The organism is Citrobacter sp. Cb004 (assembly GCF_030337065.1).
Classification (GTDB): Bacteria; Pseudomonadota; Gammaproteobacteria; order Enterobacterales; family Enterobacteriaceae; genus Citrobacter; species Citrobacter braakii.
On the sequence record NZ_JAOWCH010000061.1, the window covers coordinates 39,559 to 61,417 of the forward strand.

The 21,859-nt window shown below is 51.0% G+C and carries 19 protein-coding genes; 10 read left to right on the forward strand and 9 right to left on the reverse strand.

What is annotated here, in order from left to right:
• Positions 1-92: 92 nt before the first annotated feature.
• Positions 93-785 (reverse strand): DUF421 domain-containing protein, encoded by a 693-nt coding sequence (locus OGV65_RS13855; protein ID WP_016156114.1) that lies wholly within the window; start codon positions 783-785, stop codon positions 93-95.
• A gap of 136 nt (positions 786-921) precedes the next feature.
• On the opposite strand from OGV65_RS13855, the gene ycaO reads away from it, so the two are divergent.
• From ycaO to pflA, 4 genes are all read left to right on the forward strand, one after another.
• Positions 922-2,682 carry a 30S ribosomal protein S12 methylthiotransferase accessory factor YcaO gene (gene ycaO, locus OGV65_RS13860; RefSeq protein WP_047414124.1) on the forward strand — a complete coding sequence of 587 codons (1,761 nt, stop codon included), beginning with the start codon at positions 922-924 and terminating at the stop codon, positions 2,680-2,682.
• Between the two features lie 404 nt (positions 2,683-3,086).
• Positions 3,087-3,944: a formate transporter FocA gene (gene focA / locus OGV65_RS13865; RefSeq protein WP_003831909.1), complete on the forward strand. Its 858-nt coding sequence runs from the start codon at positions 3,087-3,089 to the stop codon at positions 3,942-3,944.
• A gap of 59 nt (positions 3,945-4,003) precedes the next feature.
• Positions 4,004-6,286, forward strand: a complete 2,283-nt coding sequence (pflB, locus tag OGV65_RS13870) for a formate C-acetyltransferase (protein ID WP_016152441.1) — start codon at positions 4,004-4,006, stop codon at positions 6,284-6,286.
• Between the two features lie 185 nt (positions 6,287-6,471).
• Complete coding sequence (pflA, locus tag OGV65_RS13875; RefSeq protein WP_003035751.1) at positions 6,472-7,212, forward strand: pyruvate formate lyase 1-activating protein; 741 nt, start codon at positions 6,472-6,474, stop codon at positions 7,210-7,212.
• A 60-nt stretch (positions 7,213-7,272) separates the two neighbouring features.
• Here the strand turns inward: pflA and OGV65_RS13880 are convergent, their stop codons facing one another.
• On the reverse strand, positions 7,273-8,121 hold the full coding sequence (locus tag OGV65_RS13880) for a MurR/RpiR family transcriptional regulator (RefSeq protein WP_016156113.1): 849 nt from the start codon (positions 8,119-8,121) through the stop codon (positions 7,273-7,275).
• 121 nt (positions 8,122-8,242) lie between these two features.
• Here OGV65_RS13880 and OGV65_RS13885 point away from each other — a divergent pair, with 121 nt between their 5' ends.
• Genes OGV65_RS13885 through OGV65_RS13905 form a run of 5 tightly spaced genes read left to right on the forward strand, consistent with a single transcriptional unit; the run spans position 8,243 to position 12,051 of the window.
• Complete coding sequence (locus OGV65_RS13885) at positions 8,243-8,518, forward strand: PTS sugar transporter subunit IIB (RefSeq protein ID WP_016152439.1); 276 nt, start codon at positions 8,243-8,245, stop codon at positions 8,516-8,518.
• A gap of 16 nt (positions 8,519-8,534) precedes the next feature.
• Positions 8,535-9,800 carry a PTS ascorbate transporter subunit IIC gene (gene ulaA / locus OGV65_RS13890; protein ID WP_104651581.1) on the forward strand — a complete coding sequence of 422 codons (1,266 nt, stop codon included), beginning with the start codon at positions 8,535-8,537 and terminating at the stop codon, positions 9,798-9,800.
• A 12-nt stretch (positions 9,801-9,812) separates the two neighbouring features.
• Entirely contained in the window at positions 9,813-10,610 is a 798-nt protein-coding gene (locus OGV65_RS13895; protein WP_286455076.1) for a transketolase, read from the forward strand.
• A complete protein-coding gene (locus OGV65_RS13900; RefSeq protein WP_047501183.1) occupies positions 10,610-11,521 on the forward strand; it encodes a transketolase family protein in 912 nt (303 codons plus the stop codon). The genes OGV65_RS13895 and OGV65_RS13900 overlap by 1 nt, the downstream gene beginning before the upstream one ends.
• A gap of 53 nt (positions 11,522-11,574) precedes the next feature.
• Positions 11,575-12,051, forward strand: a complete 477-nt coding sequence (locus OGV65_RS13905; RefSeq protein ID WP_286455077.1) for a PTS sugar transporter subunit IIA — start codon at positions 11,575-11,577, stop codon at positions 12,049-12,051.
• A 44-nt stretch (positions 12,052-12,095) separates the two neighbouring features.
• Here the strand turns inward: OGV65_RS13905 and OGV65_RS13910 are convergent, their stop codons facing one another.
• Positions 12,096-13,244 (reverse strand): MFS transporter, encoded by a 1,149-nt coding sequence (locus OGV65_RS13910; protein WP_016152434.1) that lies wholly within the window; start codon positions 13,242-13,244, stop codon positions 12,096-12,098.
• Between the two features lie 385 nt (positions 13,245-13,629).
• On the opposite strand from OGV65_RS13910, the gene ycaC reads away from it, so the two are divergent.
• Positions 13,630-14,256: an isochorismate family cysteine hydrolase YcaC gene (gene ycaC, locus OGV65_RS13915; protein ID WP_016152433.1), complete on the forward strand. Its 627-nt coding sequence runs from the start codon at positions 13,630-13,632 to the stop codon at positions 14,254-14,256.
• Between the two features lie 29 nt (positions 14,257-14,285).
• Here ycaC and OGV65_RS13920 read toward each other — a convergent pair whose 3' ends face one another.
• From OGV65_RS13920 to lolA, 6 genes are all read right to left on the reverse strand, one after another.
• Positions 14,286-15,149: a dimethyl sulfoxide reductase anchor subunit family protein gene (locus tag OGV65_RS13920; protein ID WP_153690557.1), complete on the reverse strand. Its 864-nt coding sequence runs from the start codon at positions 15,147-15,149 to the stop codon at positions 14,286-14,288.
• A 1-nt stretch (position 15,150) separates the two neighbouring features.
• On the reverse strand, positions 15,151-15,768 hold the full coding sequence (locus OGV65_RS13925) for a DMSO/selenate family reductase complex B subunit (protein WP_003035741.1): 618 nt from the start codon (positions 15,766-15,768) through the stop codon (positions 15,151-15,153).
• A 10-nt stretch (positions 15,769-15,778) separates the two neighbouring features.
• Positions 15,779-18,223, reverse strand: coding sequence for a dimethylsulfoxide reductase subunit A (dmsA, locus tag OGV65_RS13930; protein ID WP_049269642.1), 2,445 nt, complete (start codon positions 18,221-18,223; stop codon positions 15,779-15,781).
• Between the two features lie 236 nt (positions 18,224-18,459).
• Positions 18,460-19,752 carry a serine--tRNA ligase gene (gene serS / locus OGV65_RS13935; RefSeq protein ID WP_003831902.1) on the reverse strand — a complete coding sequence of 431 codons (1,293 nt, stop codon included), beginning with the start codon at positions 19,750-19,752 and terminating at the stop codon, positions 18,460-18,462.
• A gap of 92 nt (positions 19,753-19,844) precedes the next feature.
• Complete coding sequence (gene rarA / locus OGV65_RS13940; protein ID WP_016152429.1) at positions 19,845-21,188, reverse strand: replication-associated recombination protein RarA; 1,344 nt, start codon at positions 21,186-21,188, stop codon at positions 19,845-19,847.
• A 10-nt stretch (positions 21,189-21,198) separates the two neighbouring features.
• On the reverse strand, positions 21,199-21,810 hold the full coding sequence (gene lolA, locus OGV65_RS13945; RefSeq protein WP_279263431.1) for an outer membrane lipoprotein periplasmic chaperone LolA: 612 nt from the start codon (positions 21,808-21,810) through the stop codon (positions 21,199-21,201).
• Between the last annotated feature and the right edge of the window lie 49 nt (positions 21,811-21,859).

Genomic DNA, 21,859 nt, shown 5'->3' on the forward strand with positions numbered 1-21,859 from the left:
CGCAATGGGTAAAACTGGCCAGGGTAAAAATGTGTCATTGGTCACACAACAGAATCTATCGGATTGACGGGTAAAAACCGAGATTTTCGCTGTCAGGTGACCCGTTTTGCCCGACTGGCCTTCGACCATTCTGGATTTGCACAGCGTGGACATAATTGATGATCTCCGGCGTTCATTTGCACCACTTCACTACACCGTATACAGGCATAGTCCCCAGCTTCAGGTATCACTTTAAATCGCTGTGTACAGCGTTTAGGCAAAATACTGAGCCCCGGCTTTACGTCTTCATCGGCAAAGAAATAGACGCTGATTTGCCCATTAGTCTCCAGGATGGCCAGTCTCACCTGTCCCAATTGCTCCACGCCGTTCAAACGCAATTCCATAAAGAATTCGAATTCCGTCATATTGGCGCTATTGAGCTTCGACCATGCCAGCTCGCCGTCCTCAATGATCACAACGGGCTTGCCCTCCAGCAAATCCTCCATTTTCTCGCTATGCGCCATCAGCCACATAACCAGCCGATACAGCACGGCAAGCGTAATAAAGACCACCAGCACCGGCAGCATCGGGACATCATCATAAAATGCCACGTCTCCCGCCGCGGACCCCAGCGTAAGGATGATCAGCACTTCAAAAAGCGACATCTGGCGTACGCCGCGACGTCCGGTGATTTTTAAAAACAGAAAAACCAATATAAAGGTATAGAGGCTGCGCAAAGCAACTTCTCCCAGAAAATCCATGGGCACCTTATCCAGTACCATTCGGTGTAAATCGAAAGCTTTCATTATTATGCTCTAAACGTGGTTGGCTGTAGGAAAGCATAGCTAATACTTTTATTTACGTCTGAACTCCGGCGACGATAGCGCCATTCATTTAAAACCCGTATCATTGCGCGCTTTCCGTACGACAAAAGTGATTTTCATGACGCAAACATTTATCCCCGGCAAAGATGCCGCTCTGGAAGACTCCATCGCTCGCTTCCAGCAAAAATTGCTCGACCTTGGTTTTCAAATTGAAGAAGCCTCGTGGTTGAATCCCGTCCCTAACGTCTGGTCTGTACATATTCGCGACAAAGAATGCGCGCTGTGCTTCACCAACGGTAAAGGCGCGACGAAAAAAGCGGCGCTGGCTTCCGCGCTGGGCGAATATTTTGAGCGTCTGTCGACTAACTATTTCTTTGCGGATTTCTGGCTGGGTGAAACCATCGCCAACGGCCCATTCGTGCATTATCCGAACGAAAAATGGTTCCCGTTGACTGAAGAAGACGACGTACCAGAAGGTCTACTGGATGCTCGTCTGCGTGCGTTTTACGATCCAGACAACGAACTGACTGGCAGCATGCTTATCGATCTGCAATCCGGTAATGAAGAACGTGGGGTCTGCGGCCTGCCGTTTACCCGTCAGTCGGATAACCAGACCGTCTATATTCCGATGAACATTATTGGCAACCTGTACGTTTCTAACGGCATGTCTGCGGGTAACACCCGAAACGAAGCGCGCGTTCAGGGCCTGTCTGAAGTCTTTGAGCGTCATGTGAAGAACCGTATTATTGCGGAAAGCATCAGCCTGCCGGAAATCCCGGCCGAAGTCATGGCGCGCTACCCGGCAGTGGTGGAGTCCATCGCCAAACTGGAAGCGGAAGGTTTCCCAATTTTCGCCTACGATGGCTCGCTGGGCGGCAAGTATCCGGTGATTTGCGTTGTCCTGTTCAACCCGGCCAATGGTACCTGCTTTGCCTCCTTCGGTGCGCACCCGGATTTCGGCGTTGCGCTGGAGCGTACCGTCACTGAACTGCTGCAGGGCCGTGGTCTGAAAGATCTTGATGTCTTCACCCCACCAACCTTTGACGACGAAGAAGTGGCTGAACACACTAACCTTGAAACCCACTTCATCGATTCCAGCGGCCTGATCTCCTGGGATCTGTTCAAGCAGGATGCTGACTATCCGTTCGTTGACTGGAATTTCTCCGGTACCACCGAAGAAGAGTTCGCCACCCTGATGGCCATCTTCAATGCTGAAGATAAAGAAGTGTATATCGCCGACTACGAGCACCTGAGCGTTTACGCGTGCCGCATTATTGTTCCGGGAATGTCTGACATCTATCCGGCTGAAGATCTGTGGTTAGCCAACAACGCCATGGGCGCCCATCTGCGTGACACTATTCTCTCGCTTCCGGGCAGTGAATGGGATAAAGAAGACTATCTCAATCTGATCGAACAACTGGATGAAGAAGGCTTTGACGACTTCACCCGCGTACGCGAGCTGCTCGGTCTGGCAACCGGTGCGGATAACGGTTGGTACACCCTGCGCATTGGCGAGCTTAAAGTGATGCTGGCGCTGGCCGGCGGCGACCTGGAGCAGGCGCTGGTCTGGACAGAATGGACGATGGAATTCAACGCCTCTGTCTTTAGCGCTGAACGTGCCAACTACTACCGCTGTCTGCAAACGCTGCTGTTGCTATCTCAGGAAGAAGATCGTCAGCCGCTACAATATCTGAACGCGTTTGTTCGCATGTACGGTGCCGAGGCGGTTGAAGCCGCAAGTGCAGCATTAAGTGGCGAAGCGCCGTTCTACGGGCTTCAAACTGTTGATAGCGATCTGCAGGCTTTCCCGGCGCATCAGTCTCTGCTGAAAGCCTACGAAAAACTGCAGCGCGCGAAAGCAGCACATTGGTCAAAATAGTGACAATCAGCCTGCGCTGAGTAGGCTAAAGGTATTGTCTGGGCTATATTACGGGGCGCTTAATGCGCCCTGTTTTTTATTTTGGTCAAATCAAAAAATAAATGTAAAAACAAGGTTAAATATTAGTAGTTGATATTAAGAAAATTAGCTTATTAATGTGGTTTTTTATCTCAATTACTCCATTTTAATTAACCGCCCTAGAGGAGACAGAAAGAAAAAATTCAACTCACTTTATAATTTTTAAAATTTATTTTTATTTTGATAATCAACAAGTTACACCGTAATCGCATAAAAACCATGCGCCTTACGGGCCTATAAGCCAGGCGAGATATGATCTATATCAAATTCTCATCTATAATGCTTTGTTAGTATCTCGTCGCCGACTTAATAAAGAGAGAGTTAGTGTGAAAGCTGACAACCCTTTTGATCTTATTCTTCCTGCTGCAATGGCCAAAGTTGCCGAAGAAGCAGGCGTCTATAAAGCAACGAAACATCCGCTTAAGACGTTCTATCTGGCAATTACTGCCGGTGTATTCATTTCAATTGCCTTTGTTTTCTATATCACCGCCACAACCGGTACCGGCACAATGCCTTTCGGCATGGCGAAGCTAGTAGGTGGTATCTGCTTTTCCCTGGGGCTGATTCTCTGCGTTGTCTGCGGTGCAGACCTCTTCACCTCAACCGTACTGATTGTCGTAGCGAAAGCCAGTGGTCGCATCACCTGGGGCCAATTGGCTAAAAACTGGCTTAACGTTTATGTCGGCAACCTGATTGGCGCCCTGATCTTCGTGTTACTCATGTGGCTTTCTGGCGAGTATATGACCGCTAACGGCGCGTGGGGTCTCAACGTCCTGCAAACAGCCGACCACAAAGTGCACCATACTTTTGTTGAGGCGGTAAGTCTTGGCATCCTGGCGAACCTGATGGTGTGTCTGGCAGTATGGATGAGCTATTCGGGTCGCAGCCTGATGGACAAAGCGTTTATCATGGTATTACCGGTCGCAATGTTTGTTGCCAGCGGTTTTGAGCACAGTATCGCAAACATGTTTATGATCCCTATGGGTATTGTAATTCGCGATTTCGCCACCCCGGAATTCTGGACCGCTGTTGGGTCTTCTCCGGAGAATTTTTCTCACCTGACCGTGATGAATTTCATCACCGATAACCTGATTCCGGTTACGATCGGCAACATTATCGGCGGCGGTTTGTTGGTCGGGTTGACATACTGGGTCATTTATCTGCGTGGTAACGATCATCATTAATCTGATGATGCCCATTACACGCAGTAAATAAAAAATCCACTTAAGAAGGTAGGTGTTACATGTCCGAGCTTAATGAAAAGTTAGCCACAGCCTGGGAAGGTTTTACCAAAGGTGATTGGCAGAATGAAGTAAACGTCCGTGACTTCATTCAGAAAAACTACACTCCGTATGAGGGTGACGAGTCCTTCCTGGCTGGCGCAACTGATGCGACCACTGCACTGTGGGACAGCGTGATGGAAGGCGTTAAACAGGAAAACCGCACTCACGCGCCTGTTGACTTTGACACCTCCGTTGCTTCTACCATCACTTCTCACGACGCTGGCTACATCAACAAAGCGCTCGAGAAAATTGTTGGTCTGCAGACTGAAGCTCCGCTGAAACGTGCGATCATTCCGTTTGGCGGCATCAAAATGGTTGAAGGTTCCTGCAAAGCGTACAATCGCGAACTGGACCCGATGCTGAAAAAAATCTTCACCGAATACCGCAAAACCCACAACCAGGGCGTATTCGATGTTTACACCAAAGACATTCTGAACTGCCGTAAATCCGGTGTTCTGACTGGTCTGCCAGATGCCTATGGCCGTGGCCGTATCATCGGTGACTACCGTCGCGTTGCGCTGTACGGTATCGACTACCTGATGAAAGACAAATACGCTCAGTTCGTCTCTCTGCAGTCCGATCTGGAAAACGGCGTAAACCTGGAAGCCACTATCCGTCTGCGTGAAGAAATTGCTGAACAGCACCGCGCACTGGGTCAGATCAAAGAAATGGCTGCTAAATATGGCTGCGATATCTCTGGTCCGGCAACCAACGCTCAGGAAGCTATCCAGTGGACTTACTTCGGCTACCTGGCCGCGGTTAAATCTCAGAACGGCGCAGCAATGTCCTTCGGTCGCGTATCCACCTTCCTGGATGCCTACATCGAACGTGATATCAAAGCAGGCAAAATCACCGAGCAAGACGCTCAGGAAATGATTGACCACCTGGTCATGAAACTGCGTATGGTTCGTTTCCTGCGTACCCCTGAATATGATGAACTGTTCTCTGGTGACCCGATTTGGGCAACTGAATCTATCGGTGGTATGGGCGTTGATGGCCGTACTCTGGTTACCAAAAACAGCTTCCGCTTCCTGAATACCCTGTACACCATGGGTCCTTCTCCGGAGCCGAACATCACCGTTCTGTGGTCTGAAAAACTGCCTCTGAACTTCAAGAAATTCGCCGCTAAAGTGTCCATCGATACCTCTTCTCTGCAGTACGAGAACGATGACCTGATGCGTCCGGACTTCAACAACGACGACTACGCTATCGCTTGCTGCGTAAGCCCGATGGTTGTTGGTAAACAAATGCAGTTCTTCGGTGCGCGTGCAAACCTGGCGAAAACCATGCTGTACGCAATCAACGGCGGCGTTGATGAAAAACTGAAAATGCAGGTTGGTCCTAAATCTGAACCGATCAAAGGCGACGTTCTGAACTTCGACGAAGTTATGGAGCGCATGGATCACTTCATGGACTGGCTGGCTAAACAGTACGTCACTGCACTGAACGTTATCCACTACATGCACGACAAGTACAGCTACGAAGCCTCTCTGATGGCGCTGCACGACCGTGACGTTATCCGCACCATGGCGTGTGGTATCGCTGGTCTGTCCGTTGCTGCTGACTCCCTGTCTGCAATCAAATATGCGAAAGTTAAACCGATTCGTGACGAAGACGGTCTGGCTGTCGACTTCGAAATCGAAGGCGAATACCCGCAGTTTGGTAACAACGACTCTCGCGTTGATGACATGGCGGTTGACCTGGTAGAACGTTTCATGAAGAAAATTCAGAAACTGACTACTTATCGTAACGCTATCCCGACTCAGTCTGTTCTGACCATCACCTCTAACGTGGTTTATGGTAAGAAAACCGGTAACACCCCAGATGGTCGTCGTGCTGGCGCGCCGTTCGGACCGGGTGCTAACCCAATGCACGGTCGTGACCAGAAAGGTGCTGTTGCCTCTCTGACTTCCGTTGCTAAACTGCCGTTTGCTTACGCTAAAGATGGTATCTCTTACACCTTCTCTATCGTTCCGAACGCACTGGGTAAAGACGACGAAGTTCGTAAGACCAACCTGGCTGGTCTGATGGATGGTTACTTCCACCACGAAGCGTCCATCGAAGGTGGTCAGCACCTGAACGTGAACGTCATGAACCGTGAAATGCTGCTGGATGCGATGGAACATCCGGAAAAATATCCGCAGCTGACCATCCGTGTTTCTGGCTACGCAGTACGTTTTAACTCCCTGACTAAAGAACAGCAGCAGGACGTTATTACTCGTACCTTCACTCAGACCATGTAATTGGTTTTGACTGAAATCGTACTTTAAAAAGCGTACAATAAAGGCTCCACGTAAGTGGGGCCTTTTTAATAGCCTGCTTTGTCAGCTATCTATACTTATGGATAGCAGCCAAAACAGACTCGACACAGTTAATAACTGTGCACTAACACTGGCCCCGGATGGGCCACACCTGGAGAAACACCGCAATGTCAGTTATTGGTCGCATTCACTCCTTTGAATCCTGTGGCACTGTTGATGGCCCGGGCATCCGTTTTATTACCTTCTTCCAGGGCTGCCTGATGCGCTGCCTGTATTGTCATAACCGTGACACATGGGATACGCACGGCGGCAAAGAAGTCACCGTCGACGAGTTAATGAAAGAGGTCGTGACTTACCGCCACTTTATGAACGCCTCCGGTGGCGGTGTGACAGCGTCCGGTGGCGAAGCTATCCTGCAAGCTGAATTTGTACGCGACTGGTTTCGTGCCTGTAAAAAAGAAGGTATTCATACCTGTCTGGATACCAACGGTTTTGTTCGCCGCTACGATCCGGTGATCGATGAATTGCTGGAAGTCACCGACCTGGTGATGCTCGATCTCAAACAGATGAACGATGAAATCCATCAGAATCTGGTGGGCGTATCTAACCATCGTACGCTTGAGTTCGCACGTTACCTGTCCAATAAAGACATCAAGGTGTGGATCCGCTACGTCGTTGTGCCTGGCTGGTCTGACGATGACGACTCCGCGCACCGCCTGGGCGAGTTTACCCGCGATATGGGCAACGTAGAGAAAATCGAACTGCTGCCATACCATGAGCTGGGCAAACACAAATGGGTGGCAATGGGTGAAGAGTACAAACTTGACGGTGTTAAGCCACCGAAGAAAGAGACCATGGAGCGCGTGAAAGGCATTCTTGAGCAGTATGGTCATAAAGTAATGTACTAAGTATGACGACCACGGCGTCGCAGCGCTCTGCTTGAGTAGCGCGACGCCAACGTTCTATGCCTACGACATAAAATATTCTGAAAGTTTATTGGTCACGCTTTCAATAGAGAAAATACGTTTCTGGTGTGCTTTACGACACTGCACGTAACGCTCATCCTGCTCTTCCAGAGCACTGAGTATGCGATCCGCCACCATCATCGCACCAGCAATTTCAGCAAAACCAGACTCACCTTCCCCCTGTAACGCAACCGCCGCCTGCAAATTCCAGTCAGAAAGCCGATTTAATGGAGCAAACGATCCGCGAGTTAACGAGAGAATTTTTATGCCTTGTTCCTTCGCTAGCGTCAGCGACTGCATCATATCGGTAGAGACTTGTTCTGTATGAATAACGATAATCCCTGTTTTTTGGCTGTCCGCCAACGGAGAGATAGCCGCCGGATAAAACCGGTCGATATAACTGGCTATTTTCCCCATCTGCACCAGATTGATTTGCAGGAATAACGCCACCGGCACCGCAGTACCTACCGCATAAATTGCAATATTACTGAGCTGATTTAACCAGGTCGCAACCGCCTGCAACTCTTTGCTGTCAATGATGGCATTGCTGTCACAAACGCTTGCCAGTACCGCCGCCGTCTCCTCACTTCCTCCATCATTCGGCCGTGCAGCTCCTTGCTCCAGTGCAAGAGCCGTTCTGAAATCAGAAAACCCCTTAAAACCAAAGGCACGGCAAAAACGAGTGATGCTCCCCTCACTGGTATCAATAGAATCGGCCAGCTCGGTTATCGTATGCCGCATCACAAAATCAGGATTTTCAGTGATAAAACGCCCTACCTTTTCCAGGATCGGACTCAGCTCTGAAGCCCCATTTCTTATGTTAATCAATAAATTAGTATCTATCTGACTCATTTTTCGCCTTTTTGCACAAAATGCAAATGCTGTCACATACTTTGCCCGGCTTTGCGATAATAATTTTTATCGCACCAATGATAATTAAAAATAATTATTTTTACAAACAGGAGAACGTCTAATGAAAGGTCTGATCGTCTGTCGTACCGGTATGGGCAGTTCGCTAATGCTGAAAATCAAAGCCCAAAAAGTCATCGATAAACATGGCTGGGATATCGATCTTGAACACGATGTCCTGTCAGGGCTACGAACCTGGCAAAACATCGACTTCGTGATCACCATGAGCGACCTGACCGATGAGGTAGAAGCCGCCGGGTTCAGAGCAATCGGTATCACCGATCTGATGAACAGCGAAGAAATGGAATCTGCGCTCACCAGCGTTGTTCAAAACAACTAACCTCTCCGGGGGAAATATGGATCTCCTAAAGTTCATTGTATTCGACATTTTGGGTGTAACCCCACTTTTAGTTGGCTTTATTGCGCTAATTGGTTTGCTTATCCAGCGTAAACCCATCGAAAAAGTGCTTTCAGGTACCTTTAAAACCATCGTCGGATTTCTGGTATTTGCCGGCGGAGCAGGGATTGCGGTGACATCCTTAGGTAATTTTCAGACCTTATTCAGCGATGGATTCGGTCTGAAAGGTGTGATGCCGTTAGCCGAAGCGTTAACTGGGCTGGCACAAACCAAGTTTGCCATGTGCGTTTCACTCATCATGGTCGTTGGTTTCGGCTGGAACTTGTTTTTTGCCCGCGTAACGCCGTTCAAATACATCTTCCTGACGGGTCAACATAATCTGTATCTGTCTGCCCTCTTAACCGTTACGCTTAAGGCGCTTGGCTACAGCGATGTAACAACAATCATCGTCGGCTCCATACTGCTGGGGCTTGCGGCCTGTGTCTATCCAGCTATCGCTCAGCCGTGGATGCGTAAGATTACCGGTAATGATGAAATCGCGATGGGTCATTACGTTACTCTGGCCTACGCGCTATCGGGATGGATCGGTTCGAAAGTGGGCGATCCTAAGCAGTCAACAGAAAAGCTAAATCTTCCCGGATGGTTGGGGATTTTTAAAGACTACATCGTCTCCGTGTCCATCTCTGTCAGTATTTTCTATTACATCGCGGCGCTTGCCGCAGGCAAAGAAGCGGTAACAGCCGCCGCCGGTGGAATGCATTGGCTGGTTTATCCGCTATTCCAGTCACTCACGTTTACCGCATCGCTTTATATCATCATCACCGGCGTTCGCTTGCTGTTGTCAGAAATAGTCCCGGCATTTCTGGGCATCTCTGAAAAATTTATCCCGAACGCCAAACCCGCACTGGATTGCCCAGTCGTCTTTCCGTACGCCCCAACCGCCACCGTTTTAGGTTTCATCTCTTCCTTTGTGGGTGGATTGGTGGTTATGGGGGTACTCGCATTAATTGGGCAAACGGTCATTATCCCCGTCGCCATCCCCTACTTCTTCATTGGTGCTACCGCCGCCGTCTTCGGTAACGCGTCAGGAGGCTGGAAAGGGGCCATCGCCGGTAGCTTTGTCACTGGCATATTAATTGGTATTGGCCCGGCACTCATCTATCCCATCATGGAATCGGTGGGATTGTCCGGTACTAGCTTCCCGGAGACAGATTTTGTCGCCCTCGGCTTAGTGGTTTATTACATCGGCAAAATGTTGCCCTGATAAGGAATGAACATGAATATTGACGAATTGAAATCCCATGCGCTGGCTGCTCGCCGGGATATTGTCACCATGATTTATGAATCAGGCATTGGCCATCCTGGCGGTGCATTGTCCATCATCGACATTCTGACCTGGATTTACGATCAAGAGGTGGACTTCTCCTGCGCCCCTCGCGCTCGCGTGGTCATGAGCAAAGGTCATGCGGTTGCTGCTCAGTACGCCATGCTGCATCAAAAAGGCAAAATTGAGCGCAGCGAATTTAATACTTTTCGACAAATTAACTCACGTTTACAGGGGCACCCTAGCATCAAATCTCTGCCCGAAGTCGATGCAACAACCGGCCTGCTGGGCCAGGGATTATCCATTGCCTTTGGTATGGCGGCGGCCAAAAAACAGCGGGGGGAATCACAGCGCGTTTTCGCCATCATTGGCGATGGCGAAATGCACGAAGGACAAATCTGGGAAACGCTACAACAAGCAGGCCATATGAAGATGGATAACCTGGTGGCGATTATCGACTACAACGGTTTTTCCTCCCACGACCCCGTTAATCAGGTGGTGAATCTGGAACCTCTGGCCGACAAAGTGCGTCTTTTCGGCTGGCACGTACTCGAACTCCATAACGGTAACGATATGCATCAGGTTGCCAACACGCTGATGCTTTCACGCCATCTGAAAGGAAAACCTGTCGCCATTATTGCGCATACCACCAAAGGCAGTGGCGTTAGCTATATGGAAAATAACGGTGACTGGCATTCAAAAACCCCAACCACCGAACAATATCAGCAGGCTATGGAGGAGTTGCAGTGATGAAAGCCCCACGTGATGAAATTGGTAACGCACTCATTGCCCTGAAAAAAAAGGGCTATCCCATTGTCGCCATTGATAGTGATTTAGCCAGCTCCACCCGCACTGACCAGTTCCAGGCCGTCTATCCAGACGCTTTCTTTGAAATGGGTATTGCGGAAGGATCGGCAATGAGCTTTGCCACTGGCCAGGCGTTGGAAGGAAATATTCCGTTCTACGTTAACTTTGCGATGTTTGTGACAGGCACCGCCTGGACTCAACTGCGCCAGGCGTGCTACGCCAAAGCTAACATTAAATTAGTTGGTAGCCACCCAGGAATGGATGATGGACCTGACGGCGCATCGCATCATGCGCTGGAAGATCTGGCCCTGACGCGCGTACTGCCGGGGCTCACAATTCTAACGCCTGCCGACGCTGAAGAAGTTGAGGCCGCATTTGAACAGGCAGTAAACATTCCCGGTCCGGTCTATATTCGCGTAGCCCGAGAACCGATGCCCGTGCGCGATAAATCTGCCGTTCCGCGAGTGACCGATATCGCCGCCGTGGAGGACTCAGGCAATGACTTCGCCATTCTCTATGAAGGGACCGTTCTGGAGCAAGCAAGCGCAGGTTATGTGCAGCTGTGCGCCCAGGGAAAACGTGGCAAGCTGATTCACGTCGCCATGCTAAAACCGTTTAACCGCCAGCGCTTTCTGCAACTGATTGCCAGTTGCCCGCAGATCGCAACGATTGAAAATCACACGATCACCGGTGGGCTTGGCGGACAGGTTGCTGAAGTATTGGCGGAGGAAGGATTAACCACGAGATTAATCCGACTGGGGACACAAGACACGTTTACGGAATCAGGCAATAGCCGCCAGTTGAAAGAGAAATACGGTATTTCGGCGACCGCACTCTTTGAAGCCCTCAGATAGTTCGGGTTGGCAGACCGCAATGCGGTCTGCTGCTCTGAAATAAGGAGAACACAATGACATCTGCGCTATTTTCTGCCTATCAGTTTCGTGAACAATGCCACTCCTGGCAGGAGGCCGTGACGCTGGCTTGCCAGCCTCTGGAAGAACTGGGCGCGATTACGTCCGCCTACGCTCAGGCAATCATCCGTGAAACAGAACAACTGGGTCCGTGGTACATCTTAAGCCCTGAGTTTGCCCTACCGCACGCTCGTCCGGAAGAAGGAGTGATAAGCAGTGAGACACATCTGTCGCTCTTGTGTCTGAAAGAGGCGGTGCCTTTTCAAGGGCATCCAGATGTGCGGTTAATTATTGTCCTGGCGGCTGCCAGCAGCACCCAACATATTGAAATGATTAAAAAACTGGTTTGCTGGCTGGATGAAGGGGAGCATTTACAACAGCTGACGAGTATGACCAGTCAGGCGCAACTTCACTGCACGCTGAAAGCATGCGAATACCTCGCAACTTCCGGCATACCCGCAATGGGAAAATGAGTCACGGTATGCAAACATTTTGCCTGCATACCGTCTGGCGCGCTTTATACGTGAGCCACCGGAGTCGGTGTATGTCTGGCGCTACGCAACAACATCAGCAGATAAATAAACGATACGCTGGCGATCATAATGAATAACAGATTATCGGAATAATTCTGCATCAGCATTGCGGTGAATGAAGGACCAAGCAGGCTGCCAACGGTATAGCTTAATAACAATGCCTGATTCATGGCGACCAGCTGATGATGTTCAACCTTTTCACAGGCCCAGGCCATCGCCACCGGATAGAGGGTAAAACCTGCCGCACCCAACATAAACAACGCAGGCGCCATCGCCGCCTGATTCAGCATGGCGATACTTCCGACGATAACCACGAAGACCTGTACGCGTAAAACCAGCAGGCGCCCCAGCTTGTCTGCCAGGCGGCCAATCGGCCATTGCCCCAGAATACCGGCGCTAACCAGAACCGCCATCCAGAAACCAATGCTGGCGTTGCTCACCCCTTGATGGTTGAGATACAGCGGCATCAGGCCATACAAAGACCCCAGCACAATCCCGGAAATAATACAGCCGTTAACGCCCAGACGCGCCTGCCGCAACTTCAGCATGGAGGTAATAGGAGTAGACTGCTGTTCATCACCCTGCTGATTGGCAATGCGCGTAAAGAGCAATGGCAAAACGCCAGCCAGGATCGTACCCGTCACCCACGGCAGGACGTTCATCAATTCTGTTGATACTTTACTGACCAGTAGCTGGCCTAAAAACGTCCCCACGTAATAGATCATCATATAGGCGGCAAGCAAGCGTCCGCGATTACGCGAAGTCCCGCTGCACATCAGCGCACTTTCCACTACCACCCAAATCATGGCGCAGCCAACACCGGCGATAAAACGCCAGGTCATCCAGCTCCAGAACCCCACCATAACCCCCAGGCCGATACAGCCCGCGGCAAAAATAAGCGAGGCAATGTAATAGCTGCGATTAAAACCAAGGTGTTTTATTAAATACCCGGTCAGCAACGTCCCTACCAGATTGCCGGTAAAGTAGGAAGAACTCACCACACCTACCTGCCAGGTGGGCAGATTTTCATGGGCGAGCCAAAGCGGGACGAGCGTGTTTAACACGGCGATCGCCAGGGTCAGCAGAAGCAGCCCGCACAGCAACAGCATGACGGGACGGGTATAGATGGACATGAATAAAAACCGTGAGGAAGTTCAAATTTCATGCGCATCATGCCACTGCCAAAAACATTGTCAATCGGCGCAATCAAAGGGCTGAGGCGCTTTCCGGACGATCGATTTGCATTACTGATTCTTAATGTGAATAGATAAAAAACACAAAAACACATCTGCTTGTTTTTATTGATCTAAAACAAAAATCTCGCGTTGCGTTCAGTCGAAAAATTTCATGGACTCCCCTTACTTTTATTTCTTACTAAACTCTATGCGGGATGCAGATCTGCATTGTCTTCAAAATAGAACAGTGAGTTCTTATTTAGGTATCTAATCCATATATCGTTCTTTCTGTAGACTTAAACTCATCAAATTTCCCCCACTGATGCTGAACAGGAGAAATATCATGACTAAACCTTACGTAAGACTTGATAAAGATAATGCGGCAGTACTGCTGGTCGACCATCAGGCTGGCCTGCTCTCTCTGGTTCGGGATATCGATCCCGATAAATTTAAAAACAACGTGCTTGCCCTCGGCGACTTAGCAAAATACTTCAAACTCCCAACCATTCTGACAACCAGTTTCGAGACAGGACCAAACGGGCCACTGGTACCGGAACTGAAAGCTCAATTTCCCGATGCGCCTTATATTGCTCGCCCCGGAAACATTAACGCGTGGGATAACGAAGATTTCGTGAAAGCAGTGAAAGCGACCGGTAAAAAACAGCTGATTATTGCCGGTGTCGTGACGGAAGTTTGCGTTGCTTTCCCTGCGCTCTCGGCTATTGAAGAAGGTTTTGATGTCTTTGTCGTAACCGATGCGTCGGGTACGTTTAATGAAATTACTCGCCATTCAGCATGGGATCGGATGTCCCAGGCCGGTGCTCAACTGATGACGTGGTTTGGTGTCGCATGTGAGTTGCATCGCGACTGGCGCAACGATATCGAAGGTCTGGCGACGCTGTTCTCTAATCACATTCCTGATTATCGCAATCTGATGACCAGCTACGACACGTTAACTAAACAGAAGTAAAAAACCGGGGCTATGCCCCGGTTTGTCATTTAGCTGGCAACCGCCATACCGACGGTCATATGCAGCCCGTAGAACACGCCACGACCAATCAACTCGCCGACTAACAGCAGAATAAACGCGACGGAAAGCAGTGGAACTGCAGGCTGGTAGCCTTTCACTTGCGGTACAATCCAGCAGCACAGCGCTAAGGCCAGAGCGACAATCCGCCACGCCATCAGCGAGCCGTAATCCGGAACCAGCGCAGACGCCTGTTGAATGGAACTGTGGATCGTCGCCAGTTCAGCCCCCTGCATTACAGACATGATGGCGCTCACGACCAGAGCAAGCACTGAAATAGCCGGCAACAGGCGCATCGCCCAACCGTCCACGCCAGCAATTCTCAGCAACAGATATCCCAGCAGCGGACCGCCCATAAACATCGTCAGGAAGAAGCCCAGCGGCGTCCAGATGCTGTACCAGGTCGGCACAGTATCGATGGTGTTATACACGCGCACCATCATCCAGACAAAAATCACGCCCAGTACCATGGTGACAACTAACCACAGATTGCGTAATACGGGCGACATTTTTTTCAGCGTTGCCAGCAGCCAGCCGATGCCGCCAACGGCAAAGAAAATTGAGCCGCTGGCAATTTCATTACTCAACGCAGAAGACCCTATACGATTGAGTGAGTTAAAGGCGCGCATCGGTGAGCCCAGGTGGAGCATGGAAGCAATAAAGCCAATGCCCATTAATACCCACAGCCCGAGCATGCAGGCAATCACGCGCTGCTGCGATTCAGGGCGTAAGTCCCCTTTCATCAATGCCAGCGCCAGAACGATAAAGCCACCAACTACACACTGTCCGAAGACAGTGAAGATCATCAGCGGCCATTCATGCCATCCACTTCCCATCTTACACCTCCTTCGGATTGGCCAGATAACCTGTAGTATCCCCGGTCGGGCGGCTATTGGCGTTAGGTTTGATGACAATACTTGGTTTGGTAAAGTGCGCGCCCGGCAGTGGCGCTACCGCAGCCAAAGTACCGTGTTTTTTGCGCAGCTCTTCAATCGGACCAAAATCCAGCGCACGCAGTGGGCAGGACTCCACGCAGATAGGTTTCTTGCCTTCAGCGACGCGCTCATGGCAGCCATCACATTTAGTCATATGACCTTTTTCAGCATTGTACTGTGGCGCGCCGTAAGGACAGGCCATGTGGCAATACCGGCAGCCAATGCAAACATCTTCGTCGACAACGACAAAACCATCTTCACGTTTGTGCATCGCGCCGCTCGGACAAACCTTGGTACAGGCTGGATCTTCACAGTGGTTACACGCAATGGAGAGGTAATAAGCAAAGACGTTCTGATGCCAGACGCCGTTGTCCTCCTGCCAGTCGCCGCCTGCGTATTCATAAATGCGGCGGAAGCTGACTTCCGGGGTTAAATTTTTGAAATCTTTGCAGGCCAGTTCGCAGGTTTTGCAACCGGTGCAACGGCTGGAATCAATAAAAAATCCATACTGGGTTGTCATCGGTTACTCCTTACGCCTTTTCAACCTGAACAAGGTTCGTGTGTGACGGATTCCCCTTTGCGAGAGGAGACGGACGCTGGGTCGTCAGGACGTTAATGCAACCGCCCTGATCCACGCGTTTTGCATCCGGGTCATACCAGGCCCCTTCGCCCAATGCCACCACGCCAGGCATCATACGTGGCGTCACTTTCGCCTCGATATGCACTTCACCACGATCGTTAAAGATACGTACCTTGTCGCCGTTGTTAATACCGCGTCGCTGCGCATCCATCGGGTTGATCCACATTTCCTGGCGGCAGGATGCTTTCAGGACGTCCACGTTGCCATAGGTCGAGTGAACGCGAGACTTATAGTGGAAGCCGGTCAGCTGCAAAGGGAATTTCTCCACCAGCGGATCGTTTAAGCTTTCAAAGCCTGGGGTATAAATCGGTAGCGGATCAATTACATCACCTTCCGGCAGTTCCCAGGTTGCCGCGATCTCGGCAAGCTGCTGCGAATAAATTTCGATCTTACCTGACGGCGTGGTCAGCGGATTGGCTTTAGGATCCTCACGGAATGCCTTGTACGCCACATGATGTCCTTGCGGATCGCGCTGTTTAAAGATCCCTTGCTGACGGAATTCTTCAAATGTAGGCAGTTCAGGAATCGCTTTGCGCGACTGCTCATACAGATGGCGCATCCACTCTTCCTGAGTACGACCTTCTGTAAACTGCTGCTCAACGCCAAGGCGCTTCGCCAGCTCGCTGGTCATCTGGTAGATAGTCTTGCATTCGAAGCGTGGTTTGATCGCCTGATCGGTGAAAATCACATAGGACATGTTCCCGCATGAGGCATCCAACGCGAAATCCATCTGCTCAGAGGCGGTACAGTCCGGCAGCAAAATGTCCGCGTATTTCGCCGAGGAAGTCATATGACAGTCGATGACGACGATCATCTCGCACTTCTTCTCGTCCTGCAGGATTTCATGCGTGCGGTTAATATCAGAGTGTTGGTTAATCAGACAGTTACCGGCATAGTTCCAGATCATCTTAATAGGAACATCGAGCTTGTCTTTGCCGCGTACGCCGTCACGCAGGGCCGTCATCTCCGGGCCTCGCTCAATCGCGTCCGTCCACATGAACATCGAGATGCTGGTTTCAACAGGGTTTTCCAGCGTTGGCATACGCTCAAACGGCAAACTGTATGAGCCCTCACGCGCCCCGCTGTTGCCGCCGTTGATCCCAACGTTACCGGTCAGGATAGCGAGCATAGAAATGGCGCGGGTCGCTATTTCACCGTTAGCATGACGCTGCGGCCCCCACCCCTGGCTGATGTATGCCGGTTTAGCGCTACCTATTTCACGCGCCAGTTTGACGATACGTTCAGCGGGAATACCGGTAATCTGCGCCGCCCACTCCGGGGTCTTGGCAATGCCATCCTTACCCTGCCCAAGAATATACGCCTTATAGTGACCGTTCTTCGGCGCGTCGGCCGGTAAGGTTTTCTCGTCGTAACCCACGCAGTATTTGTCGAGGAACGGTTGGTCAACCATATTTTCGGTGATCAGGACATACGCCAGACCATTGACCAGCGCCGCATCAGTACCAGGACGGATCGGGATCCATTCATCTTCACGCCCCGCACCGGTATCCGTATAACGGGGATCGATAATGATCATGCGGGCATTGGATTTCTGTCGCGCCTGTTCAAGGTAATAGGTTACCCCACCCCCGCTCATACGGGTTTCACCAGGGTTATTACCGAACAGAACCACCAGCTTGCTGTTTTCAATGTCGGACGGGCTGTTACCGTCAGCCCAGCCGCCGTAGGTATAGTTCAACCCGGCAGCGATTTGCGCTGAAGAGTAGTCACCGTAGTGATTAAGATAGCCGCCGCAGCAGTTCATCAACCGTGCTACCAGCGTTTTACCCGGCGGCCACGAGCGCGTCATAGTGCCACCCAGCGTACCGGTACCGTAGTTCAGGTAGATAGACTCATTGCCGTAGTCTTTGATAAGACGCTGCATATTGCTGGCAATGATGTCGTAGGCTTCATCCCAACTGATGCGCTCAAATTTTCCTTCGCCACGCTTACCAACGCGTTTCATCGGGTATTTCAGACGATCGGGATTATAGACTCGGCGACGCATGGAACGACCACGCAGACAGGCGCGTACCTGGTGCAGACCGTCATAGTTGTCATCGCCGGTGTTGTCGGTTTCGACATACTTTATTTCACCGTCGACCACATGCATACGCAGCGGGCACCGGCTGCCGCAGTTCACCGTACACGCGCTCCAGATCACTTTCTCATTAATCGGTGTCGGATTAAGGGCTTCTGCGGCATTTGCAATACGGGTAAATGGCAGGGTAAACGCGCTACTGGCCACCGCCAGTCCGCCTATCGCCGTCGTTTTCACCAAACCGCGGCGACTAACCTCAGCTGCCAGCACGGCATCGGGGATCTTAGTTTTCATAGTGGCTCACTCTGCTGCTCACAATAAACAAAATACAAATATTCGATGTATGGTTTTTTATATAACGTTAATATCGATATACGGGCTGGTAGAAACTGAATTTGCTAAAAGACAGAGAAAAATACTGACTTTCATTCGAAGTCAGTATTACCCCTATGGGAGTAGTCGTTATTGTCCGACGTCAAACGGGCATAAAAAAAGCGCCTTGAGGCGCTTTTTTAGCAGAGAAAGGTAGCTTAGCCGATGAATTCGAGGCCATTCATGTACGGACGTAATACTTCCGGAACCTGAATGCGGCCATCAGCCTGCTGATAGTTTTCCATTACCGCAACCAGCGTACGCCCAACCGCCAGACCGGAACCGTTCAGAGTATGCACTAAACGGGTCTTTTTGTCGGATTTGCTGCGGCAACGCGCCTGCATACGACGAGCCTGGAAATCCCACACGTTGGAGCAAGAGGAGATTTCGCGATAGGTGTTCTGCGCCGGGATCCACACTTCCAGATCGTAAGTTTTGCATGCGCCGAAGCCCATGTCGCCAGTGCACAGGATGATTTTGCGATACGGCAGACCCAGCAGTTGCAGGACCTTCTCGGCATGGCCGGTCATCTCTTCCAGCGCGTCCATCGAATCTTCCGGGCGAACAATCTGCACCATCTCAACTTTATCGAACTGGTGCATACGGATCAGACCACGCGTGTCACGACCGTAAGAACCTGCTTCAGAACGGAAGCACGGCGTATGCGCAGTCATTTTGATCGGCAGCGCATCTTCATCGATGATTTCGTCGCGCACCAGGTTGGTCAGCGGAACTTCTGCTGTTGGGATCAGCGCATAGTTGCTGCTGTCAGCTTCTTCATCCAGCGGACGGGTATGGAACAGATCGCCAGCGAATTTCGGCAGTTGGCCTGTACCGTACAGCGTGTCGTGGTTAACCAGATACGGGACGTAGTTTTCGCTATAGCCATGCTGTTCGGTATGCAGATCCAGCATGAACTGAGACAGCGCACGGTGCATACGCGCAATCTGCCCTTTCATAACAACAAAACGAGAGCCGGTCAGCTTAACCGCCGCGGCGAAATCAAGACCCGTGTGCATTTCACCCAGGGTAACGTGATCGCGCACTTCGAAATCAAACTCACGCGGAGTACCCCAGCGGCTGACTTCGACGTTGTCATTTTCATCTTTACCCACCGGAACGTCGTCCGCTGGCAGGTTAGGAATAGTCAGCGCAATGTCGCGGATCTCGGCCTGTAAGGTATCAAGTTCAGCTTTCGCGGCATCCAGCTCTTCGCCCAGTTTGTTCACTTCCAGACGTAAAGACTCGATATCTTCCCCGCGCGCTTTTGCCTGGCCGATGGATTTCGATCGCGAGTTACGCTCTGCCTGCAGGTTTTCAGTTTGTACCTGCAGAACTTTACGACGCTCTTCAAGAGCGCGCAGCTTATCTACATCCAGCTTAAAGCCCCGGCTTGCCAGTTTTTCTGCGACTGCGTCTGGCTCATTACGCAGCAGATTGGGATCGAGCATGCTTATCCTGTGCTTATCGAATTAAAATAGGAGAAAGTGACCACAGCCTGCGGTCACAGGGATACAGAGACAACATTACCGCAACGATAACACTAACGGTAGCGTTTTATAGGGCTATTTTGATCCTGTCCGGCGAGCCAGGCGAGCTTTTCGCCAATCTTGCCTTCAAGACCTCTGTTTGTGGGCCGATAATAGCGCGTTTGTGCCATTTCCTGCGGGAAGTACTCTTCTCCGGCGGCATAGGCATTAGGCTCATCATGGGCATAACGATACTCCTGACCGTAGCCCATCTCTTTCATCAGCTTAGTCGGCGCATTGCGCAGGTGAACCGGCACGTCGTAATCCGGACGTTCGCGGGCATCAGACAGCGCGGCTTTGAAGGCGGTGTAAACCGCATTACTCTTCGGCGCACAGGCCAGATAAACAATCGCCTGAGCAATCGCGCGTTCGCCTTCCGCGGGTCCCACGCGGGTAAAGCAGTCCCATGCGGAAATCGCCACCTGCATGGCGCGGGGATCGGCATTGCCGACATCTTCTGAGGCAATCGCCAGACAGCGACGGGCAACGTACAGCGGATCGCCACCAGCGGTAATAATTCGCGCATACCAATAAAGCGCCGCATCTGGGGCGCTTCCACGTACCGACTTGTGTAATGCGGAGATGAGATCGTAAAAACGATCGCCTTTATTATCGAAACGCGCACTACGTTCACCGGCAATTTCGGTGAGCAATTCTGGTTTCAATACGCGCTTGCCGGAATCATCAACTTCGGCCATATCGGCCATCATTTCCAGCGTATTCAGCGCCCGCCGCGCGTCACCATTAACCAGTTCGGCAATAGCCCGACGCGTTTCTGGCGGCAGAACAATATCCTGGCCGCCATAACCACGCGCTTTGTCTGACATCGCCTGGTCCAGCACCTGTTCAATGTCGTCGGAAGTTAACGATTTCAGTAGATAAACGCGTGCACGCGACAACAGCGCCGAATTGAGCTCAAACGAGGGGTTTTCAGTGGTGGCGCCAATAAACGTAATGGTACCGTCTTCAATATGCGGTAAAAACGCATCCTGTTGGCTTTTATTAAAACGGTGAACTTCGTCCACGAACAGGATCGTGCGTCGACCCGCGTTACGGTTCTGACGCGCACGCTCAATCGCTTCACGAATTTCTTTAACGCCAGACGTAACTGCCGAAATTCGTTCGACATCGGCGTTGGCGTAACGGGCAATAACTTCGGCAAGCGTCGTTTTCCCGGTCCCCGGCGGTCCCCATAAAATCATGGAGTGCAGATGCCCGGCCTCGATAGCGCGCGGCAAGGGTTTGCCCGCAGCCAGCAGATGCTGCTGGCCGATATACTGCGCTAAATTTTCTGGCCGCATACGCGCGGCCAGCGGCTGAAAAGTATTATCAGAAAAGTCGAGCGACAGATTGCTCACTCACACGCCTCTACTTACGTTGATCGTCAACCGTTACACCTTGCGGCGGGGTAAAGGTGAATTTAGAGGATTCAATCGCACCATTCTGCTGAGATTTCAGCTGATAGCTGCTGCGCTGATCGTCTTGTTCAACGGCGCTGAACTGGTGGATCGTCCCGTCACGCCCAACATTGATAGTAAACTGCTTAAGGTTACCGCTGCTGGTTTTTGGCGTCAGCACGAAATCATCGCCATTTTGCTTAATATTGTACTGCTGCCAGTCGCTGGCTTGGTTACGCGCAATCAGCATGAACGGCGTGTTGCCCGTGGCGTCTTTCAGCCATGTCGCAGTCGCTTGCTCAACAAACGGGTTAAAGAACCACAGCGTTTTACCATCGGAAACCAGGATGCTCTCGTCAGGCTGCGTCATATGCCAGTTAAACAGATTAGGACGTTTAACCCATAAGTCACCCTGACCTTCCTGCACCGCCGCACCGCTACCGTCCGTGACCTTCTGAGTAAAGCTGGCATGGAAACTACTGACTTTATCCAGGCGGCTTTTCAGGTCGCTGGCAGCATCTGCCCACACGCTGCTCACCACAAAGCTCGACAATAATGCACAGGTGATTGCGATTCTTTTCATTGTTATTCCTCAAAATACGTCACTCCCAACGGGGAGATCCCTCTGCTAT